Origin of the sequence: Paenarthrobacter sp. RAF54_2, assembly GCF_052113945.1 — a bacterium.
Taxonomy (GTDB): domain Bacteria; phylum Actinomycetota; class Actinomycetes; order Actinomycetales; family Micrococcaceae; genus Arthrobacter.
On sequence record NZ_JBFRDV010000028.1, the window covers coordinates 19,765 to 37,591 of the forward strand.

The 17,827-nt window shown below is 59.0% G+C and carries 16 protein-coding genes; 9 read left to right on the forward strand and 7 right to left on the reverse strand.

The window, feature by feature from the left end; genetic code table 11:
* Positions 1–170: 170 nt before the first annotated feature.
* From AB4Y87_RS21970 to AB4Y87_RS21980, 3 genes are all read left to right on the forward strand, one after another.
* On the forward strand, positions 171–986 hold the full coding sequence (locus AB4Y87_RS21970) for an alpha/beta fold hydrolase (protein ID WP_442006376.1): 816 nt from the start codon (positions 171–173) through the stop codon (positions 984–986).
* A 96-nt stretch (positions 987–1,082) separates the two neighbouring features.
* Positions 1,083–1,613 (forward strand): 3-methyl-2-oxobutanoate hydroxymethyltransferase, encoded by a 531-nt coding sequence (locus tag AB4Y87_RS21975; protein WP_442006377.1) that lies wholly within the window; start codon positions 1,083–1,085, stop codon positions 1,611–1,613.
* On the forward strand, positions 1,510–1,815 hold the full coding sequence (locus tag AB4Y87_RS21980) for a 3-methyl-2-oxobutanoate hydroxymethyltransferase (protein WP_442006378.1): 306 nt from the start codon (positions 1,510–1,512) through the stop codon (positions 1,813–1,815). The genes AB4Y87_RS21975 and AB4Y87_RS21980 overlap by 104 nt, the downstream gene beginning before the upstream one ends.
* 578 nt (positions 1,816–2,393) lie before the next feature.
* Here AB4Y87_RS21980 and AB4Y87_RS21985 read toward each other — a convergent pair.
* The 7 genes from AB4Y87_RS21985 to AB4Y87_RS22015 form a co-directional block, all read right to left on the reverse strand.
* The gene (locus AB4Y87_RS21985; protein WP_442006423.1) at positions 2,394–3,041 is read right to left on the reverse strand and encodes an adenylate kinase; all 648 of its coding nucleotides are present in this window, start codon (positions 3,039–3,041) and stop codon (positions 2,394–2,396) included.
* 5 nt (positions 3,042–3,046) lie between these two features.
* Positions 3,047–3,862, reverse strand: a complete 816-nt coding sequence (locus tag AB4Y87_RS21990) for a polysaccharide deacetylase family protein (RefSeq protein WP_442006379.1) — start codon at positions 3,860–3,862, stop codon at positions 3,047–3,049.
* 175 nt (positions 3,863–4,037) lie between these two features.
* On the reverse strand, positions 4,038–4,535 hold the full coding sequence (locus tag AB4Y87_RS21995; RefSeq protein ID WP_442006380.1) for a MaoC/PaaZ C-terminal domain-containing protein: 498 nt from the start codon (positions 4,533–4,535) through the stop codon (positions 4,038–4,040).
* A gap of 46 nt (positions 4,536–4,581) precedes the next feature.
* A complete protein-coding gene (locus AB4Y87_RS22000) occupies positions 4,582–5,808 on the reverse strand; it encodes an NAD(P)/FAD-dependent oxidoreductase (protein ID WP_442006381.1) in 1,227 nt (408 codons plus the stop codon).
* An 80-nt stretch (positions 5,809–5,888) separates the two neighbouring features.
* Positions 5,889–7,433: a class I adenylate-forming enzyme family protein gene (locus AB4Y87_RS22005; protein WP_442006382.1), complete on the reverse strand. Its 1,545-nt coding sequence runs from the start codon at positions 7,431–7,433 to the stop codon at positions 5,889–5,891.
* Positions 7,434–7,536: 103 nt separating this feature from the next.
* On the reverse strand, positions 7,537–8,589 hold the full coding sequence (locus AB4Y87_RS22010; RefSeq protein WP_442006383.1) for an NAD(P)H-dependent flavin oxidoreductase: 1,053 nt from the start codon (positions 8,587–8,589) through the stop codon (positions 7,537–7,539).
* Positions 8,590–8,705: 116 nt separating this feature from the next.
* Complete coding sequence (locus AB4Y87_RS22015; RefSeq protein ID WP_442006384.1) at positions 8,706–9,485, reverse strand: SDR family NAD(P)-dependent oxidoreductase; 780 nt, start codon at positions 9,483–9,485, stop codon at positions 8,706–8,708.
* Between the two features lie 593 nt (positions 9,486–10,078).
* On the opposite strand from AB4Y87_RS22015, the gene AB4Y87_RS22020 reads away from it, so the two are divergent.
* The 6 genes from AB4Y87_RS22020 (at position 10,079) to leuA (ending at position 17,657) form a co-directional block, all read left to right on the forward strand.
* Positions 10,079–10,921 (forward strand): citryl-CoA lyase, encoded by an 843-nt coding sequence (locus AB4Y87_RS22020; protein WP_442006385.1) that lies wholly within the window; start codon positions 10,079–10,081, stop codon positions 10,919–10,921.
* 23 nt (positions 10,922–10,944) lie between these two features.
* Positions 10,945–11,439, forward strand: a complete 495-nt coding sequence (locus AB4Y87_RS22025) for a MaoC/PaaZ C-terminal domain-containing protein (RefSeq protein WP_442006386.1) — start codon at positions 10,945–10,947, stop codon at positions 11,437–11,439.
* 34 nt (positions 11,440–11,473) lie between these two features.
* Positions 11,474–12,181, forward strand: coding sequence for an NUDIX hydrolase (locus AB4Y87_RS22030; protein ID WP_442006387.1), 708 nt, complete (start codon positions 11,474–11,476; stop codon positions 12,179–12,181).
* 387 nt (positions 12,182–12,568) lie between these two features.
* Positions 12,569–15,481, forward strand: coding sequence for an FAD-binding and (Fe-S)-binding domain-containing protein (locus AB4Y87_RS22035; protein WP_442006388.1), 2,913 nt, complete (start codon positions 12,569–12,571; stop codon positions 15,479–15,481).
* Positions 15,482–15,687: 206 nt separating this feature from the next.
* Entirely contained in the window at positions 15,688–15,840 is a 153-nt protein-coding gene (locus tag AB4Y87_RS22040; protein ID WP_442006389.1) for a hypothetical protein, read from the forward strand.
* 77 nt (positions 15,841–15,917) lie between these two features.
* The gene (leuA, locus tag AB4Y87_RS22045; RefSeq protein ID WP_442006390.1) at positions 15,918–17,657 is read left to right on the forward strand and encodes a 2-isopropylmalate synthase; all 1,740 of its coding nucleotides are present in this window, start codon (positions 15,918–15,920) and stop codon (positions 17,655–17,657) included.
* The last annotated feature ends 170 nt before the right edge of the window (positions 17,658–17,827 follow it).

A 17,827-nucleotide genomic window follows, 5' to 3' on the forward strand; every position in this document is an offset into this window, starting at 1 on the left:
AGAGCGCTTATAGATCCTGACGGTGACCCGTTGTGCTGTTCGTTCCGGCGCTGGAGAAGTTCGCCTGCGCGCTACTGGGCCCTAACAGTCTGCTTCCGCAACAGAAACCAGTCATAACCGCGCGGCCTCGAGGCCCAAAAAGATTCATATGCAGAACTTAAGGAAAGAAAATGACCGGTACTAATCTCGCCTTCCAAACCTCGGACGGAGTATCGATTCGGTATGACGACGAAGGACACGGACGGCCCATCGTTTTTGCGTCCGGCGGCACCGCTCACAGCGCCTACTTTGTATGGCAGAGAGACGCACTTCTTGAAGCCGGATACCGCGTGATCCGCTACGATCATAGGCTCCACGGCCGCTCGGACATGCCGGAGCACGGTCAGAGGATGAGCAGGCTAGGCCTGGACCTTGGAGAGCTTCTCACGGCCCTCGACCTCCGCGATACGGTTCTCGTGGGGCACTCCATGGGAGTTTCGGCAAGCCTTGCCTACTTCTCAATTACGGCTGACCCATGGGATCGCATATCGGCATTTGTCGCCGCTGAGCAAACTGCAAAAATTGTCAACACCGCAGACTGGCAGCTGGGTGTCCGGGGTATCACCGAACAGAATGTTTTCGATGCCATCGACTTTAAGCTTAATTGGGACAACGATGGCGTAGAGCCGGATCTGCCGGAGCATGTCCAGCAGTTTTTTGACTCGATTACGCCATCTTGGAAGGACTTTGCGTGGGACAAGTCACGCCGTCTTTTCGCAGATCATTTTCTCTCAGATTGGCGAGACGTCGTGCCACGAATCAAAGTCCCCACTCTCGTGGTCGCAGGCAGGCATTCTCCCTTCTACGACGTTGACGTAATGCGTTGGTTCGCCGAAACGGTACCCGATGGTCGGCTCAGCGTCTTCGAGCACAGCGGCCACGACCCCTATCTGAACGAATACGTGGAGTTCAACTCTCAGCTCTTGGAGTTCATCTCTAAACACTAGTCATCGTTGCTAACACTTCCGATTGGGGCTCCGGCATTTGCCCCCTCGGGTTGACAACTGTGCACATGCTGCGCGCCTCCTACTGCTAGCTCCAATGTGTTTGGCAATGAAACAAGTTTGCCCGTTACCGTTGACGAACTCCTGCCACTATGTCGCGCGGTAACCCGCTGCCAGGCGCGCACTGGTCGTCGCCGACCTACCGTTTGGCCGCTATGTGGTTATCAGCCCCGGCAAACCATCGCCACTGGCATCAGGTTCCTCAAAGAGGGGCTGGCCCATGCCGTGAAAATCGAAGGCGGAGGCTTTTACTCCGGAACAGTGAGGGCGATGGTAGAGGCAGGAATTCCCGTCATCGCTCACATCGGGCTCACTCCTCAGAGCGAGCACGCTCTCGGCGGATACCGCGTGGAGGGCCGCAGCCACGACGCCCAAAGGCTGATTGAAGACGCCCTGGCCTTGGAAGAGGCGGGCGCCTTTTGCGTTCTGATGGAAATGGTTCCTGCGGATACCGCGGGACGGGTAGATGCAGCGATATATCCCCACAATCGGCATCGGCGCTGGCAAAGCGACCACCGGACAGGTTCTGTGGCAGGATATGGCCGGGATTCGCGGTGGGAAAGTTGCTAAGTTGTCAAGCAATACGCAGATCTTCGATCAAGACTACTCCAGGCTGCAACGACCTTCGGACAAGAAGTTCGTTCCGGCGAATTTCCCGAAAGCAAACACTCCTTGCAACAACTGCCCGGCCCCACTTTCTCTAACTAATTCCAAACACGATGAATCTAATTGCCGGCCAAGTTCTACTTATCCCTTGCTGGCCACCACTTGATCTCTAACCACGCCAGTAACGATTGCACATGCGTGAGAGTCGAAGATGAAGTGATGAAACGAATTCTGAGCAGGAGGCTGCCAGGTGGGGAGGGACTTTAGCCCCCATTGCCCGCCCATCAACGGCTTTTTTGGCTTGTCACGGTTCCTGGTGATGGTGGCAACGATGAGCACTTCGATCTCTATTCACCACCGGCAAACCGTGTGCCAGAGCCGACCGTTTTCGAAGCGGTGTTGATCAGTACCCAGCATCGCTGGTCCAATTTTCGCTGGATCAGCCGCCACGAGAAACCGAACGAAGCGACTTCCTCGGCGATGGCCCTGGTGGATCCGATGAGGGTCGCCACCAGCGCTTCACGGGGCCCGCGGCTGTGCCGTGCCGRCACCGGACCTGCGATGTCTGCTCGCTGAAGCTCTGGCGCGGGCACGGCACAGCCGCAGAAGGATCATCGGTTTGCCGGCGTGTCAACCCGACCAGCGACAGGAATGTCACGCAGAGGTTGATGTCGGCGGAAGCGTCCTATCCACTCGGTTCGTTCCGGGAGCTGAGGCCTCTCAAGGAGACTAGGACACGAATTCTTAGGGGAGTGCCGTGGCAACTAGAACAGGCGCCGGCTCGAGTCTGCCATTAGCCGCTACTGCGGTGGTCTGCCTTGATGACAATCCGAGAGTAAGATCCAGTGCGGTCGAAACTCTGCTGGATACGTCCGAGATACTTCCCAGCCCATCCACCTCCGTTAAGATGCCGCGTTCGCCGTACCGGGACGTAACGGCGGTTGTCTGGTCGAAATACAGTTTCATCCTGTTTCTTATGACTTCCGCAGTGTCGTCCGAGCGGTTTTCGCGTTCAGCTCTCTGGAGTAAACGCTGGACCAGTTCTTCTGTATCGGCAGTGAGCTGCAGTACGACGTCAAGCTCGCGCCCCTTGGTTGCAAGGATCACGTCGAGATAGTCAACCTGACCTAGAGTGCGGGGATAGCCATCCAACAGAAATCCGTTGTCCGCGTCGTTTTGTTCCAGGCGCTCACGAACCATCGCGTTCGTCACCGAATCGGGCACAAATTGCCCTGCATCCAGATATGATTTAGCCGTTTGGCCCAAGCGTGTTTCATTTTTGACATTTTCGCGAAAGATGTCCCCGGTTGAAATGCTGACGATCCCGAACCTCTTTGCAATGTAGCTTGCTTGCGTACCTTTGCCAGCTCCGGGAGGACCTATGAGAAGCATTCTGATCACGGACTCATCCTATCTAGCGGATCGAGGTCATTCAGGACGGTTCTGGAAACTGCGGGGGAGGATGCCGCCGCTGGCGCAGCGTCGTCTTGCCAGCAGTTGAAGAGCTCGGAGAGCGTTGGAAACCATACACCTTCAAATGAAGTGACGTGGTCGAGGAACTTTTCGAGCATTATAAGGTTGTGTGCCCGTCCAATGGTCTGCGGGTGTAGTGTCCACGTCATTGCGCCCCCGGCACATCGCTCATAGGCGAAATTGAAACTGTCGATCCAACGAGCCAGAACCGTCTCGTTGCTCTGCATGAGCGCGTTTCCCTTGAAAGATTCGAGTTCGGGGAAATCGTCGAGGAACCATGACACAGGGAACTCAAGTACGCTGCTCTCCGGGCCGAAGGTGTTGCCTTCTTCCTCGCTAATGCCGACCACCATCCGGGGCCGGTAAGGCTCGAAGTCCCTCCCCATGAGAGACGAATCCCAGTCAAACTCGAATTTCGCAAGGAGATCGAGGGTGTTGTCCGTAACATCCAATGCAGGAGAGCGGTATCCCCGAGGACGTTTACCCAGGAGCTTTTCGTGCTGGGCTATTTGAAGTTCCAGCAGCCGTTCCTCCTCGGTTCGATCAAGGGAAGGCACATATTCGTGGTAGACACCATGAGCGCCGATTTCATGGCCGGATTCGACAATTGCATCCACTGAGCTGCGGAACGTTTGCATCGTGTGTGTGGGCACACACCACGTCGTAGTGATTCCGTAGCGACGGAAGACGTCAAGGAGTCGTGGGGCGCCGACTAAGGCACCGAATTCACCTCGGGACATCAAGGACTGGGACGTTGATCGAAAAGTGCCTAGCCATACGCTTTGGGCATCAAAGTCGGGGCTTAGAGAAACGGCGAGGCGTTTGCCGTCGGGTAGATGAAGAGGCACTACGAGCAACTTTCTGTTTCAGGCAAGGGAGTTCGCCTTGCCGAATGTTCTGGTTCGAGCGGCCAGCCTAGGCTGGCCGCCGGGAAAGAAGGACGATCCAGTCGCCTTCCTGGCAGATCACGCCGTCCTGGTTCAGAATTTGAACCCGAGTGGTCACAACACCCCGGTCGGGCTTGCTGGCAGACGGCTTGATGCCAATCACTTCTTCGCGGACACTGATGGTGTCGCCAATACGGATCGGGGCACGGAGGTTCCAGTTGTCAATTCCTAGAAAGGCGATTGCTGAGCCGTTCTTCCATCCCAGCGCCATTTCCAGCCCAAAGGCAATTGAAAGTGCGCCGGGACCATGGAAGAGCCGGGTGCCAAATTCTGTCGTTTTGGCGTACTCCTCGTTGGTGTGCAGCGGGTGCATGTCTCCGGACCAGGTGGCGAACGTTACGACATCGAACTCTGTGACGGTCCGTCCTGCCGAGTTCCACTGCTGTCCAAGTTCCAACTCGTCCAGGTAGCGCACGGCTGACTCATTGGTCGTGCCGAGTAGATGAGTAGTCAATGTTTCTTTCACTTCCGTATAGTTTTTGGTGCTCTTGTGGCAGGGCGGGTGCCCGGGGCTAATAGCGGATGACTCCGTCTACCGGGGTGGTCAGGGACGACCGGTAGAGGGAAAGTTCGTCGAGGGAGTGGCTGAGGCGGTCGCCTGAGATGAGTTCGGCCACCAGCTTTCCCGTGATCGGCCCGGCCAAGTTGCCGTAGACGTGCCCGGTGGCCAGAATCAGCCCGGGAAGTTCCTCCACCTCGTCAACGATCGGGAGGGAGTCAGCCGTGGCGGGGACGAGGCCAGCCCAGGCACGTTCAATACCGAGAGACCTGTAGTTCGGGAAGGTTTTGAGCAATGAATCGATGGCCAGCTTTAGACCGGCGGCAGGCATCCTGTCGTCGAGTTGGTCGGGGTAGTCCATTGGGCAGCCAATGAATAGATTCCCGTCCTCGGTCTTGGCCACACATTCCATGTGTTCGAGGCCCTGTGATTGGTCCTCTGAAGGGGAGGTGAAGTACTCGTCCCGGTAACTGGGGAGGTTCCGGATGTGGGCGTATTGCTTCGCAGCAAGCGGTCCATTGAGGATTTTATCGAGCTTCTCCTCTACAGGAGCCAGTAGGACAGCACCCAGCCTGTGCGGCTTGATGGGTACGGTTACGCCCTCTGATTCGAGCATTGTAGACCACACACCACCCGCCCAAACGACGTTGTCCGCTGAAACGCTGCCGCCGGCTGTTCGTACTCCGACGACTTTCGAGCCATTCCGCAGGAGTCCGAGGACCGGCGTGTTTTCATGAATTCGAACACCGAGCCTGCGGCATTCCTGCGCCAAGGCACGGACGAACTTCGGGGTACGAATTTGGCCATCTTCGGGGCTGAACGTGGCTCCAATAACATCGGGCGGCAATATCGGGGCGGCTTCATGAGCGGCCTGGTCGTCAAGGAGCTCGGCTTTGAATCCGTCTGCGATCCGGGCTTCCACAAATTCCTTATAGACTCGCCGCTGATCGTCCGTGTAGAAGAACGTCATGGCACCGTTGCTTCTGTATTCGAAGGATGGCCCGAGGATGTCTGCAAAGTCGTCGTACAGGGCCCTCCCTGCGCGGGTCAGTTCGACGGCGTAGTCGCCGTGGCGATTCTGCATGTGGAGGAAGCCGAGATTTCGCCCGGAAGCGCCGTGGCCAAGTTCCCGCTGTTCGAGAAGCACAACATCGTGCCCCTTTGAAGCAAGAAAATAGGCAGTTGATACACCCACTATTCCGCCGCCTACAACAACCACACCGGCCTTGTCGAGCTTCATTTCGTCATGTCCTAACTTCGTCTTGATGCAACACGTATGAGGGTGGCCGTCTCGTGATTTGTCGGCCTAGGAGCCGGCTGCTAAGCCCTGCCCTGGCTCTTTTCAGCTGTCAACAGTGTCGCCACGTCCCGCCTATTGACTTTGCCGGTTGTCGAATTCACTGGAAGCGAGTCGACGGCGATGAACTCGCTTGGAACCTTGTATGATGACAAGCGGGCGGCAGCGAATCCCTTCAGGTCGGCTTCGTCGAGGGGCTCTATGCCCCTGGGGACGACGGCAGCAACCACGCGCTGGCCGTAGACGTCATCGGGAAGACCAACAACGGCCACTTCACCAACGGAGGCGTGCTCCTGAAGTACACGCTCAACTTCCGCCGGCGAGATGTTTGTCCCACCACGGATGATGACGTCTGAGAGCCGCCCAACCACGTAGACGAAACCGTCCTCATCCACCCGAACAAGATCTTTTGTGCGGTACCAGCCGTCATCAGTGATGGCTGTCCGCGTTTGTTCTTCATCACGCCAGTAGCCGAGCATAAGCCCCGGTCCAGTCGAGTACGCCTCCCCAACCTGCCCGGGTGGAACTTCCGCTCCGTCGGCGTCGAGAACCTTTAGCTTCGACCGGGGCACAAGCTTGCCCGCCGACCCTGGCTTAGGGGTTGGGTTCGCGATGGGGTCGTAAGTCACCAGTGGGAGGCATTCGGAGGCGCAATACGCATCCAGGACGGGTAGTCCAGTCTGGGCTTCCCAGCGGCTGAACGCTGCTTCGTTCCTGGGCTCTCCGCCTGAGATGCACAGTCGAAGTGATGGGAAAGCCGGCCGATCCCCGGCCCGGGCTTCAGCGTATTGGGCCAGCTTTCCGAAAGTCGCCGTCACGCCGGCAAGGAATGTGGCCGAATGCTCCTCAATGGCCGGAGCTATCATGTCCGGGCGAGCCCTCCGGACTATCACCACTGTCCCGCCGCGCAGCAGGACGGCCAGGGATGTGCTGGCAAGCCCATAGAGCCATGCCATCGGCAGGCAGATGATGGCATTGTCTTCGGACGAAAGGTGCCAGACTTCGCCGTAGGTGTCCGCGCAGTTATAAATGGCTGTAGCAGAAAGCATGATCGCTTTCGGGCGGCTCGTGGTGCCTGACGAGAAGCAGATCATGGAAAGGGGTTCGCGAAGACCCTCGGGGTTGGGTAGAGCGTCGTGCCGAACCTCGGTTACGTGGAAGTCAACGATATCGACAATCGGGGCATTTCGTGAGGCAGGGGCGATATGCGCACGATCAACGCTTTCGGAGATGACTATCAGCGCCGGGTCACTTGTGGCGATGGCATATTCAAGGTCCTCTGGACCCGAAGAAGGATAGACAGTAACCAATACGCCGCCACTTCGCCATACAGCGAGGGCTGTGGAGAGATAGTCCGCTGAGCTTTCCGCGACGAGGGCCACCCGATAACCCGGCTTGAGCCCGGCCGAAAGCAGCACGGCTGAGCGATGCTCAATTGATGTCTGGAGATCCTTGTAGCTCATGAAGGTGTCGCCGTCGACAATCGCTGTCTTATCGGGGTATTGCTCGGCGATGGATTCCAGCGCTGCGGAGACACGATCCGTTAGCTCCGGCGACGATTCATTCATTTACGCTTTCACTTTCTTTTGATAGTTGGAAGATTCCAACTGGCCCGTTGAGTCGGACTCGTCTAACTCAACGGGCCCTTTGCCTTTTTATTGGCGATGCCTGCTATTTGCCGGCGGCGAGTCCACGCAGAATCTTTTCTGCATCCGTTGCCATATTCTTGACGATCTCCCCAGCGGGCAGGATTTCGTGGACAAGCTGCATGGTCTGGCCCACGGGCATCATTCCGAAGTCCATGTCGCCATCCTGATATCCGGTTTCGACCCGCGTGCCGGCGACGGCGTATTGTCCAGGAAATCCTGCGGGTTTCTTGTCAGAAGACTCCCATTCCGAGGTCCATTTGTTCTCGAATGCACGCATACGCTTACCGCTGTACGAGTAAGTGATAGTGCTATCCTTGAAGGATCCTTCCACCACTCGGTTCTTGAAATTGTCGTGCCCATATGCTTCGGGGCTGGCAATGAATCGCGTTCCCACCCAGACCCCCGCCGCGCCCAAAGCCAGGGAGGCGGCCAGGCCGCGTCCATCGGCGATCCCGCCGGCGGCCAGGACTGGCTGATCCACCACATCAATAACGGCAGGGACAAGGGTCATAGTGGATGCGTATCCGGTGTGGCCGCCGGCCTCAGTTCCTTGAGCGACAATAAAGTCGACACCCGCTGCGCTGGCCTCCTGGGCCTTGCCCACGGAGCCGACAAGAGAGAAGACCGTGATTCCGCGGTCCTTGCACTCTTTGATGAACCAGTCCGGTGTAGCGAACGTCAAAACAACTGCCGAGGGTGCGGCATCCAGGACAATCTGCACCTGGTCTGCAACGGCCCCAGGCGTCAAAAGCGCCTCCACACCTGCAAGCTTTTCTTGGTCTGCACCCGAAAGCGATTGCCACAGTTCGCGCACTGGCGCCCACTGTGCTTCATCTTCAGTGGTGAGTGAGTCCGGTAGCAGGAGATTAATTGCATAGGGCTTGTCGGTTCCAGCTTCGATCTTCTTGATTTCGGCGCGAAGGTCATCGGGCATGAAGCTGACGCCGCCCAGGCATCCCAGGCCGCCAGCGTTACTGACCGCGGTGACGAGTTCGGCCTGCGCCACACGCGCCATGCCGGCGGAGCAGACGGGGTATTGGAGGCCCAAGGCTTCCGTCAATGCTGTCTTGATCACTTATACACCTTTCACTTCGGAGCCCAAGATCATCCTGGTTTCCGGTTGGTTCATGTTTGCCCCGAAGGGGGAGTTGGTGGGGTACCTGTTGTTAGCAGGCCACACGGTCGGCAGGACTACGTCGCGTTCCAGCCGCCGTCGACCTGGATCGTTTGCCCGTTCACATAACCAGCAGCGTCGGACGCGAGGAACAGCACTACGCTCGCCACCTCTGAGGGTTCGCCCGATCGCTTTGCCGGAATGAGGAAGTCCATAATTTCAGGCGACACCCCGATGCCTCGCTGCTGCGTCGAAACGAGATCACCCAAGATCTCCTCAGAAGTCGCACGAAGATTTGTCTTGATGACGCCCGGGGCGACAACGTTGGCGGTTACCCCGTGTGGAGCAACATCGATGGCGAGACGACGGGTCAGCCCCTCTATGCCCGCCTTGGACGCGACGTAGGAGATGCCGTCTGCTGCGCCCCTTTGGCCCGCGACGGAGCCGATTGTAATGATGCGACCCGAGTTCTGCTTCGTCATTGCCTGCGCCGCTGCACGGCAGCCGTAGAACGTTCCTGTCAGGTTGACTCCGATAATCTTGGCCCACAACTCGGGCGTCGTTTCGAGCACGTCGGCATACCCGTCGAAGACTCCCGCGCTGTTGACCATGACGTCCAGTTTGCCGGTCTTCTCGACAACCTCGTCCACCAAGGCAGACACCGAGTGGTAGTCGCTAACATCTACGACCCGTGTGTGCAGTGAGTCCGGAGAGCCGAGCTCTTGCCGGGTCTCCGCCAAACGTTCCTCTGAAACGTCACTCGCATAGACTTCGTAGTCTGCTTCGACGAATGCCTGGGCAATGGCCCGGCCGATGCCAGAGCCGGATCCGGTGATAATTACGCTTTTGCTTCCCATGCCCTACAAACTACGTTGGGGATCTTCCGAGTGAAACTGTCATCTTCACGGCTTTTTGTCGACGTTGTCGTGGAAGCTACAGGAGCCGGGTTGGAGGTTCGGTATCTGGGCCGCCCACTCATGGACTCGCAAGCGAGGGATGAGGATGGGCGCTGGCGCCCTGCGTTTGTACTTTGACTAGGGGCGGGTGGCGGCCGTTGAAAAAATTCCGGGGCCGGTACCCGTCTTGTCGCTTTAAGGTGGCGGGTACGACAAACCGTCACCAGATTCCGGCAAATCAAGGCGCCCAGACCACAGAACGGGAAGGGCAACGATTATGCCGGTACCAACCCCGGGTCCCCCAACTGACCGTACGCTGGGGGACCCGGCTCCAAGCAGTGCCACGTTTTCGTCGCTTGACTGATCCGTCAGCACTTGCGCAGATGCGTTAGTAATTTTCCGCCTGGAGGTCACGGCTTCAGAAAATCTCCAATGCCAGGATGACGCGGTTGATTCTAAAGTTCAAGGACATGGCCGACATATTTTGGAGCTTGGCTCGTCATCTTGCCTAGCACCGCAGGCCCTTTGAAACACATGACGGTTCGGGAGAAACATTGCAAAAGGATACTGCAGACCAGTCTGGGGCTTATTGGTCATCCTCTGTTAGCCAAGTCACTGATACGAACGTTTATGTTCGCGGCTATGACCTTGAGGATCTGATCGGGCAAATCCCCTTCACGGCAGCCATATTTCTCGTGATCCGTGGTCGGATCCCTTCGGACCATGAGATACGGGCGCTGGACGCAGTCCTCAGCGGAATCCTGGATTATGGTCTTGAAAAGCCCGGGACAGTGGCCGCGAGGTTTGCTGTCTCCGCCAATCCAAGTATGGCTATCGGCATGTCAGCCGCCTGTTTATCTGTCGGGAAGCACACGCTGGCGACTGAAGACAGCGGCCGCTTCATCCGGGCTACGCATGCGGAGTTTCTGGGATCCGGCCTCACGCTCGAAGCTTTCGCTGAGGATAAGGTAAACCGCATGCGTGAAGCAAGGGAACGCATCCCGGGCTTGGGGCACCCCATTTTTAAGGTTGTTGATCCTCGCGCTGAACGGCTCCGATCGATTGCTATGCAGGAAGGTCTGTGGGATCAGGCGGCTGAAGTGTACGAGGCAGTGCACAGGGCCTTCACGAAACTCCCAGGTAAGTCGGACATCCCGATAAATGACGTTGGTGTTATGGCCGCGATACTGCTGGGGCTCGGCTTCACGCCAGAAGAAGGGACAGGTATTGCCTTGCTCTCGACGCTGCCTGGGGTTATCGCCCACGTATCCGAAGAGCTCTCCGGAGGGAAGCCAATCCGAATCGTCCCGAGAGATTCAGCATCCTATGAGGGGGCTACTGGCCGTGATTTTAATGCGGATCGACTCGAAGCCGGCTGGGGCCCTTCCGGGGCCTAGGCGGTAACCGAACAGGAGCAAAGATGGATGCAGGGGCCGGGAATCATCTGATCCCTTCAGCAACCCGATTCTTTGAGGATCTCCAAACAGGAGATTCGTGGTCGTCTCAAGGGCGAACGATTACAGAGACGGACCTGGTTACCTTCGCGACGTGGTCGGGGGACATGCACCCCCTACACACCAACCAGGAGTATGCCCGTGGTACTCAGTTTGGAGAACGGGTTTTCCACGGTCCTGGGACACTTGCGATCGCTTTTGGCCTGGAAATGGGAATGGGGTGGAAGGAACGTTCGGCCATAGCATTTCTCGGCATTCATGACTGGAACCTCATTGCACCTGTTCGCATCGGCGACACCATTGCTGTGCGGGAAGAGGTAGTAGAGCTCCGGCCTTCTGCGACTAAGCCGGACCGGGGCATTGTGAAAACCAGACTTCAGATACTCAATCAGCGAGGCGAAGTCTGCCAAGAGGGTTTCTGGGTCGTTCTCCTGTATCGGTCTGCTGCTTACACACCATGACAACGAGAGTTGGGCAACTCGGCAGGAGGAATCAATGAGCATTACCGCTGGTGAGGAGATATGCGCAATGGACCCACCGGTTCCGCGGCTTGCGGTAAGCGTGGTCCTGATGCGGGATTCCCTGCACGGAGTTGAAGTCTTTGTCCAACGCAGGGCACTAACGATGGATTTTGCTGCTGGTGTGGTCGCATTTCCGGGAGGCCGCGTCGACGCTGCTGACTCCTTGCCATCGGCGCTGAGCAGAACGCTGTTGGACTGTCAGGCGGTGGCATGGCGGCGGACCAGGGTTGGAACGGATGCAACGAGTGCGCCCCAAACTGCCGCTTGCCTCCTGTCTGCCGCCGTGCGTGAACTGGCAGAAGAATGCGATGTTGTCCTACAACCAGAAGACTTGGTCCCTTGGGCAAATTGGATCACACCTGAGGGCTTTCCCAAACGTTTCGATACGTTCTTTTTTGTGACTGCTGTAGCGCCCGATCYGGAGCCCCAGCATGTCACGACGGAGGCAACATCGTCGCAATGGATGCTGGTGCGAAGGATCCTTTCAGACGAAGCTGCCGGAAGGCTTAAGCTCCTCCCCCCAACGCTGGCAATTCTGGATGAAATTGCAGTAATGCGCACCACCGAGCAAGTGCTTTCGGGGAAACGGGCAATCGAGTCGGTGTGCCTACGCCTTGATGAGGTAGAGGAGTTCCACCGCCTGCGGCAACTGAGCATGACGGATACCCGGAAGCGTTCTTGATACAGCTTCGCGTGCCTATACCAGTTGCGCATTCGGGGATGCCGCACTGCCAACCCACTACCAATATTTTCACCAGAGTTTGGGTGAGGGGGTTGGTGCAATTCCAGTAGCATCGCCGGAGCAGTCGTCGTAGCGTGACGCATGTGCCGCAGAGCGGATGAAACTGTCATGAGGACAAAGGAGCAAGTGTGGCCCACGCTGGTGATCCGGACGCTCTGATGACGGACGCTCTCCAGAGCGCGTCAACGTCGCTGCGGGCAGCCACGCTGTTTCCGGGAGATGTTCCTCTCCAACTGGACAGGTTTGTCACCAGAAGATTTTTTCGATATTGCATATCCGACGTGCGTGCCCGGCTTCACCGGGACGAAACTGGAGCCTGATAACGCTATGACTCAAGATGTCCTCTCCACACCGGGCCGTGCACCGGTCCTTGCCCGGCTGGAAGCCGCGGGCGTGCTTGCCGAAGAAATGGGCCATCGTATTGCCGCGTATTCCTATGACGCGTCCAACTATAGGGTTCCGCCTGTTGCCGTGGTCTTCCCACGAAGCGTCCAGGATGTCGTGGCTGCGGTGGCCGCATGCCGGGAAACCGGCACACCGTTGGTGAGCCGGGGTGGCGGGACATCCATGGCCGGCAACGCCATAGGCCCCGGCATTGTTCTGGACTTCTCCCGGTACATGAACCGGATCAACAGCGTCGATGAGGCCACCAAAACCGCCGACGTCGACCCCGGCGTCGTCCTCTCCCACCTCACCGTTGAGACAGAGAGGGTCACCGGTGGGAGGCTCACGTTCGCACCGGACCCTTCGTCAAAGAACCGGGCCACGATCGGCGGCTCACTCGGGAACGATGCTTGCGGTAATCACTCGGTACGCTACGGCCGCACCTCTGATCATGTGCTGGAGATTGACGTTGTCACTTCCGACGGCGCACAGTTGACCGCCACGGCGACCGGTCTGCGCGCAACTGACCCAGCCGATACGTTCTCGGTCTCCCGCGCATTTGAGCTGGGGGAGGAGCTTAAGCAACTCGCCCAGGACAACCTGGCAAGTTTCCGGGTAGAGCTGGGCCGTATCCAGCGCCAGGTCTCCGGTTACCACCTGGCCAACCTCCTGCCTGAAAATGGTTTCAACGTGGCCCGAGCCCTCGTGGGAACCGAGGGCACTTGCGCGATCGTCGTGCGGGCCCGCATGAAACTCGTCCCTAAAGCACCCAGCGCCCTCCTCGTGTGTCTCGGGTACGCCGATGTCGTGGACGCCGCCAAGGATATCGAGACCATCCTGGAATTTTCGCCCGCCGCCGTCGAGGGCATTGACGAGGCCATCGTGGACACAATGAAGTTGCGACGCGGACCTGATTCAGTTCTGGGCCTGCCCGAAGGCAAGGCCTTCCTCTATGTGGACTTGGACGGGGACAACCCCGAGCAGGTAGCGGGGGAAGCGTCCCGGCTCCTCGAACGGCTGGCGGCAAACGGACGGATGGTGGACGGGCGCGCGGTTCCAGACCTCGTCCAGCGCGCCACCCTCTGGCGGGTCCGGGAAGACGGGGCGGGTCTTTCCTCCCGGCCGGCCAGCGGCGGGGAATCACAGGCAGGCTGGGAAGACTCAGCTGTTGCGCCGCGGAACCTGGCCGCATATCTGTCCGATTTCCGTGACCTTTTGGCTGAGTTCGGGTTGACCGGAATTATGTACGGGCACTTTGGTGCAGGCTGCATGCACATCCGCATCACTTATGACCTGCGTAGCGAGGAGGGCCGGGGCGTCTTTCGTAAGTTCACCCACGCCGCAGCTGACCTCGTAGTGCGGCACGGCGGCTCATTGTCTGGTGAGCATGGCGACGGACGCGCCCGCTCGGAGTTTCTGCCGGTCATGTATTCCCCAAAAATGATCGCAGCATTTGAGACCTACCGTGGACTTTGGGACCCTGCCGGCATCCTGAACCCAGGATCCATGACAGATGCGGACCCCATGGATGCCAACTTGGCGCACGAAGGTATTCCCCAACGCGAGTGGCGAACTCACTTTGAGCTCCGTCCGGTCGAGGCCGCGGCCGCCGGTGCTGACCCGTGGGTTCATGCCGTCCAGTCCTGCATTGGCGTGGGCAGGTGCCGATCTGATGCCGGTGGCGTCATGTGCCCGAGCTACCGAGCCACAGGGGACGAAAAGGATTCAACGCGCGGTCGTTCCCGTGCTCTGCAGGACATGGTCCGAGGTGCCAAAAGCATCGACGAAGGTTGGAAGTCGAAGGATGTCCGGGAAACACTGGATCTGTGCCTGGCGTGTAAAGCCTGCTCCAACGACTGCCCTGCCGGCGTGGACATGGCCACGTACAAGTCGGAGTTCTTCTCCCACTACTACGAGGGCAAACTGCGGCCCATGTCGCATTTCTCCCTTGGCTGGTTGCCGCGCTGGCTGAAACTGACCACCCTGATCAGCCCGCTCGTGAACCTGGTCCTTGCCAGTCCGCTGGGCAAGGTGGTGGCCGCAGCAGGCGGGCTGACTACGCACCGGAAGATGCCGAAGTTTGCCTCCCGGGCCATGCTCCGCAAGGAATTGGCGCCCTACGCGGATTCATCGGCCCCGGCAGATGCGGTCCTTTTCGTGGACTCGTTCACCAAGGGCTTCAGGCCTGAGGTTGCCGGGGCTGCGGCCCGGGTCATGGAAAGCACAGGTCGCACTGTCGGCTGCGAGTCCGATGCTTGCTGCGGCTTGACCTGGATCTCCACCGGCCAGTTGGACACCGCCAAGAAGCTCATGGGCAATGCGGTCGCGAAGCTCGACGACGGGGCCGATACCCCCATCGTGGTGATTGAACCTAGCTGCGCCGCGGCGTTGAAGAAGGACGCACCCGAACTGCTCGGCAGCGAAGCGGCCGAACGCGTCTCCCACAGGATCCGGAGCTTCGCGGAGGCCGTGAAGGAATGGGTCGACGGCGGCTGGACACCACCTGCCGTGCCGACGGACGTCACCGTGCAAACCCACTGCCACGAATACTCCACCTTCGGGGCCACCGTCCAACGAAAGGCCTTGGCCGCCCTCGGTGTCGCAAACGTCAACGAAGCCACAGGCTGCTGCGGGGTCGCCGGGAACTTCGGGTTTGAAGCCAACCACTACGCCATCTCGATGAAGGTGGCCGAACAGGCCTTGGCTCCGGCCTTGTCTAAAACAGCCTCCGACGTCCCCGTTCTGGCCGACGGTTTCAGCTGCGCCATGCAGGTCAAGCAGCTGGACCCGGACCGCAAGAGCCTGCATTTAGCGGAACTGCTCGACCAACGCGCGCCTGGAGGTGAAATGCAGTGAAGAAGTTAGAGCCAGCAACAAGCTTTCCGGTCCCAGTCGAACCCCACACCCCGGGCTTGCCCCTCTTTTTCGATCCATTGGTTGAGCTGACAAAACACGGCCCGTCCAGAAGTCCGCAATCCGAACTCGCCGGCCCTAAGAAGCCACCTCCCCGGCGCGGACGACCGCGGAACCGATCCCGCGACAGGTCAACTGACAGGAGTGCGATGCTCGACATGGTCGTCCATGACCTGCATGCCCTTGGTGTCCGACTCAACAGCAGCAGCGCCCTTTCGTCCGAGCACTCGTCCTACCTTCAGATCGTGCGCACGGAGCTCCCGCCCCTTAGCTGCCGCGGCGAGTCCTCAGGCGCAATCTAGCGCAAGGCCATCCTCGTCGCGGAGTTCGTGTTACCCGGCCACCCTTCAATGAAGATCTCAAGAAAAGGCCTCCCGTAATGCAAAACGCACAAAAGTCCTCAGGAATGCCCGCCCACCGCTACACGCCGTTCCAGGACCAGATCAAGGTGGAACTGCCAGACCGCACCTGGCCGGACAAAATCATCGCCAAGGCGCCCCGCTGGTGCGCCGTGGACCTGCGCGACGGTAACCAGTCTCTGATCGATCCCATGAGCCCGGCGCGCAAGATGAAGATGTTCGACCTGCTGGTCCGCATGGGCTACAAGGAGATCGAGCTCGGGTTCCCGTCCGCCTCCCAGACCGATTTCGATTTCGTCCGGCAGCTCATTGAGGGCAACCATATCCCGGACGATGTGACCATCCAGGTACTGACCCAGGCCCGCGAACACCTGATTGAGCGCACCTACGAATCCTTGGTGGGCGCCAAGCAGGCGATTGTCCATCTTTACAACGCCACCTCGGTGTTGCAGCGCCGCGTGGTGTTCAACCAAGACGAGGACGGAATTTTGGATATCGCCCTCCAAGGCGCCCGGCTCTGCAAAAAATACGAGGAAACGCTCGTTGACACGCATATCATCTATGAGTACTCCCCGGAATCCTTCACGGGCACGGAACTGGAGTACGCGGTGAGGGTGTGCAATGCCGTGGCCCATGTTTTTGAAGCCTCCGCTGACCGGCAGGTCATCATTAACCTGCCCGCAACCGTGGAAATGGCTACTCCCAATGTTTACGCCGATTCGATCGAGTGGATGAGCCGTCATCTGCACCCCAGGGAGGGCATCATCCTGTCCATGCACCCACACAACGACCGCGGAACGGGTGTTGCTGCCGCGGAACTGGGGTACATGGCTGGCGCGGAGCGGATCGAAGGCTGCCTCTTCGGCAACGGCGAGCGGACCGGAAACGTGGACCTTGTCACCCTGGGCCTGAACCTTTTCGTACAGGGCATCGATCCCATGATTGACTTCTCCAATATCGACGAGGTCCGCCGCACGGTGGAGTACTGCAACCAGCTGCCCGTCCCGGAGCGTTCGCCCTACGGTGGCGATCTCGTCTTCACCGCGTTCTCCGGATCACACCAAGACGCCATCAAGAAGGGCTTCGAAGCACTCGAACGGGACGCGGCCGCTGCCGGCAAAGACGTTTCCGACTTCACTTGGCAGGTTCCGTATCTGCCCATCGACCCCAAGGACCTGGGTCGCTCCTATGAAGCAGTCATCAGGGTCAATTCCCAGTCCGGCAAGGGCGGAGTGGCCTACCTGCTTAAGACCGAGCACAGCCTGGATCTGCCGCGACGTGCCCAGATCGAGTTCTCGGGCGTCATCCAGCGACGCACTGACACGGTGGGCGGGGAAGTCAGCGGCGCTCAGCTTTGGCAGATCTTCCAGGACGAATATCTGCCCTCCCGCGAGGCTGACGGGCAGTGGGGCCGATACTCGCTGGGCGCGGTCAAGACGGAAACAGATGACGACGGCGGCATGACGCTTCACGCCTCACTCACCGTAGACGGCGTGCAGGTTCAGCGCACCGGCACCGGCAACGGCCCAATCGCTGCCCTGCTGAGCCTCCTCCAGCAGGATGGTGTGGACCTCAGGGTGCTGGACTACAGCGAGCACGCCCTCTCAGAGGGCGGTAGCGCGATGGCTTCAGCCTACGTGGAGTGTGCAGTGGGGGAGCGCGTGCTGTGGGGCGTCGGCATCGACGCCAACACAAGCACGGCCGCTCTCAAGGCTGTCATTTCCGCCGTGAATCGAGCCATCCGCGACGCTCAGGCCTGATCTCGGCAGTCGGTTGACCGCCTCGCAGGATTCTGGACACGGCTGGACGCCCGACGAGTCGTGTCCGGAAACCTCAAGCTCGGTTGCCGCATGAGGCCAGCGTCGCGATCGTTTTCTTTCTGGGCGAGAAGTCGATACGCGCCCTGCCAGAGAGGCTTTTCGCATGAAAG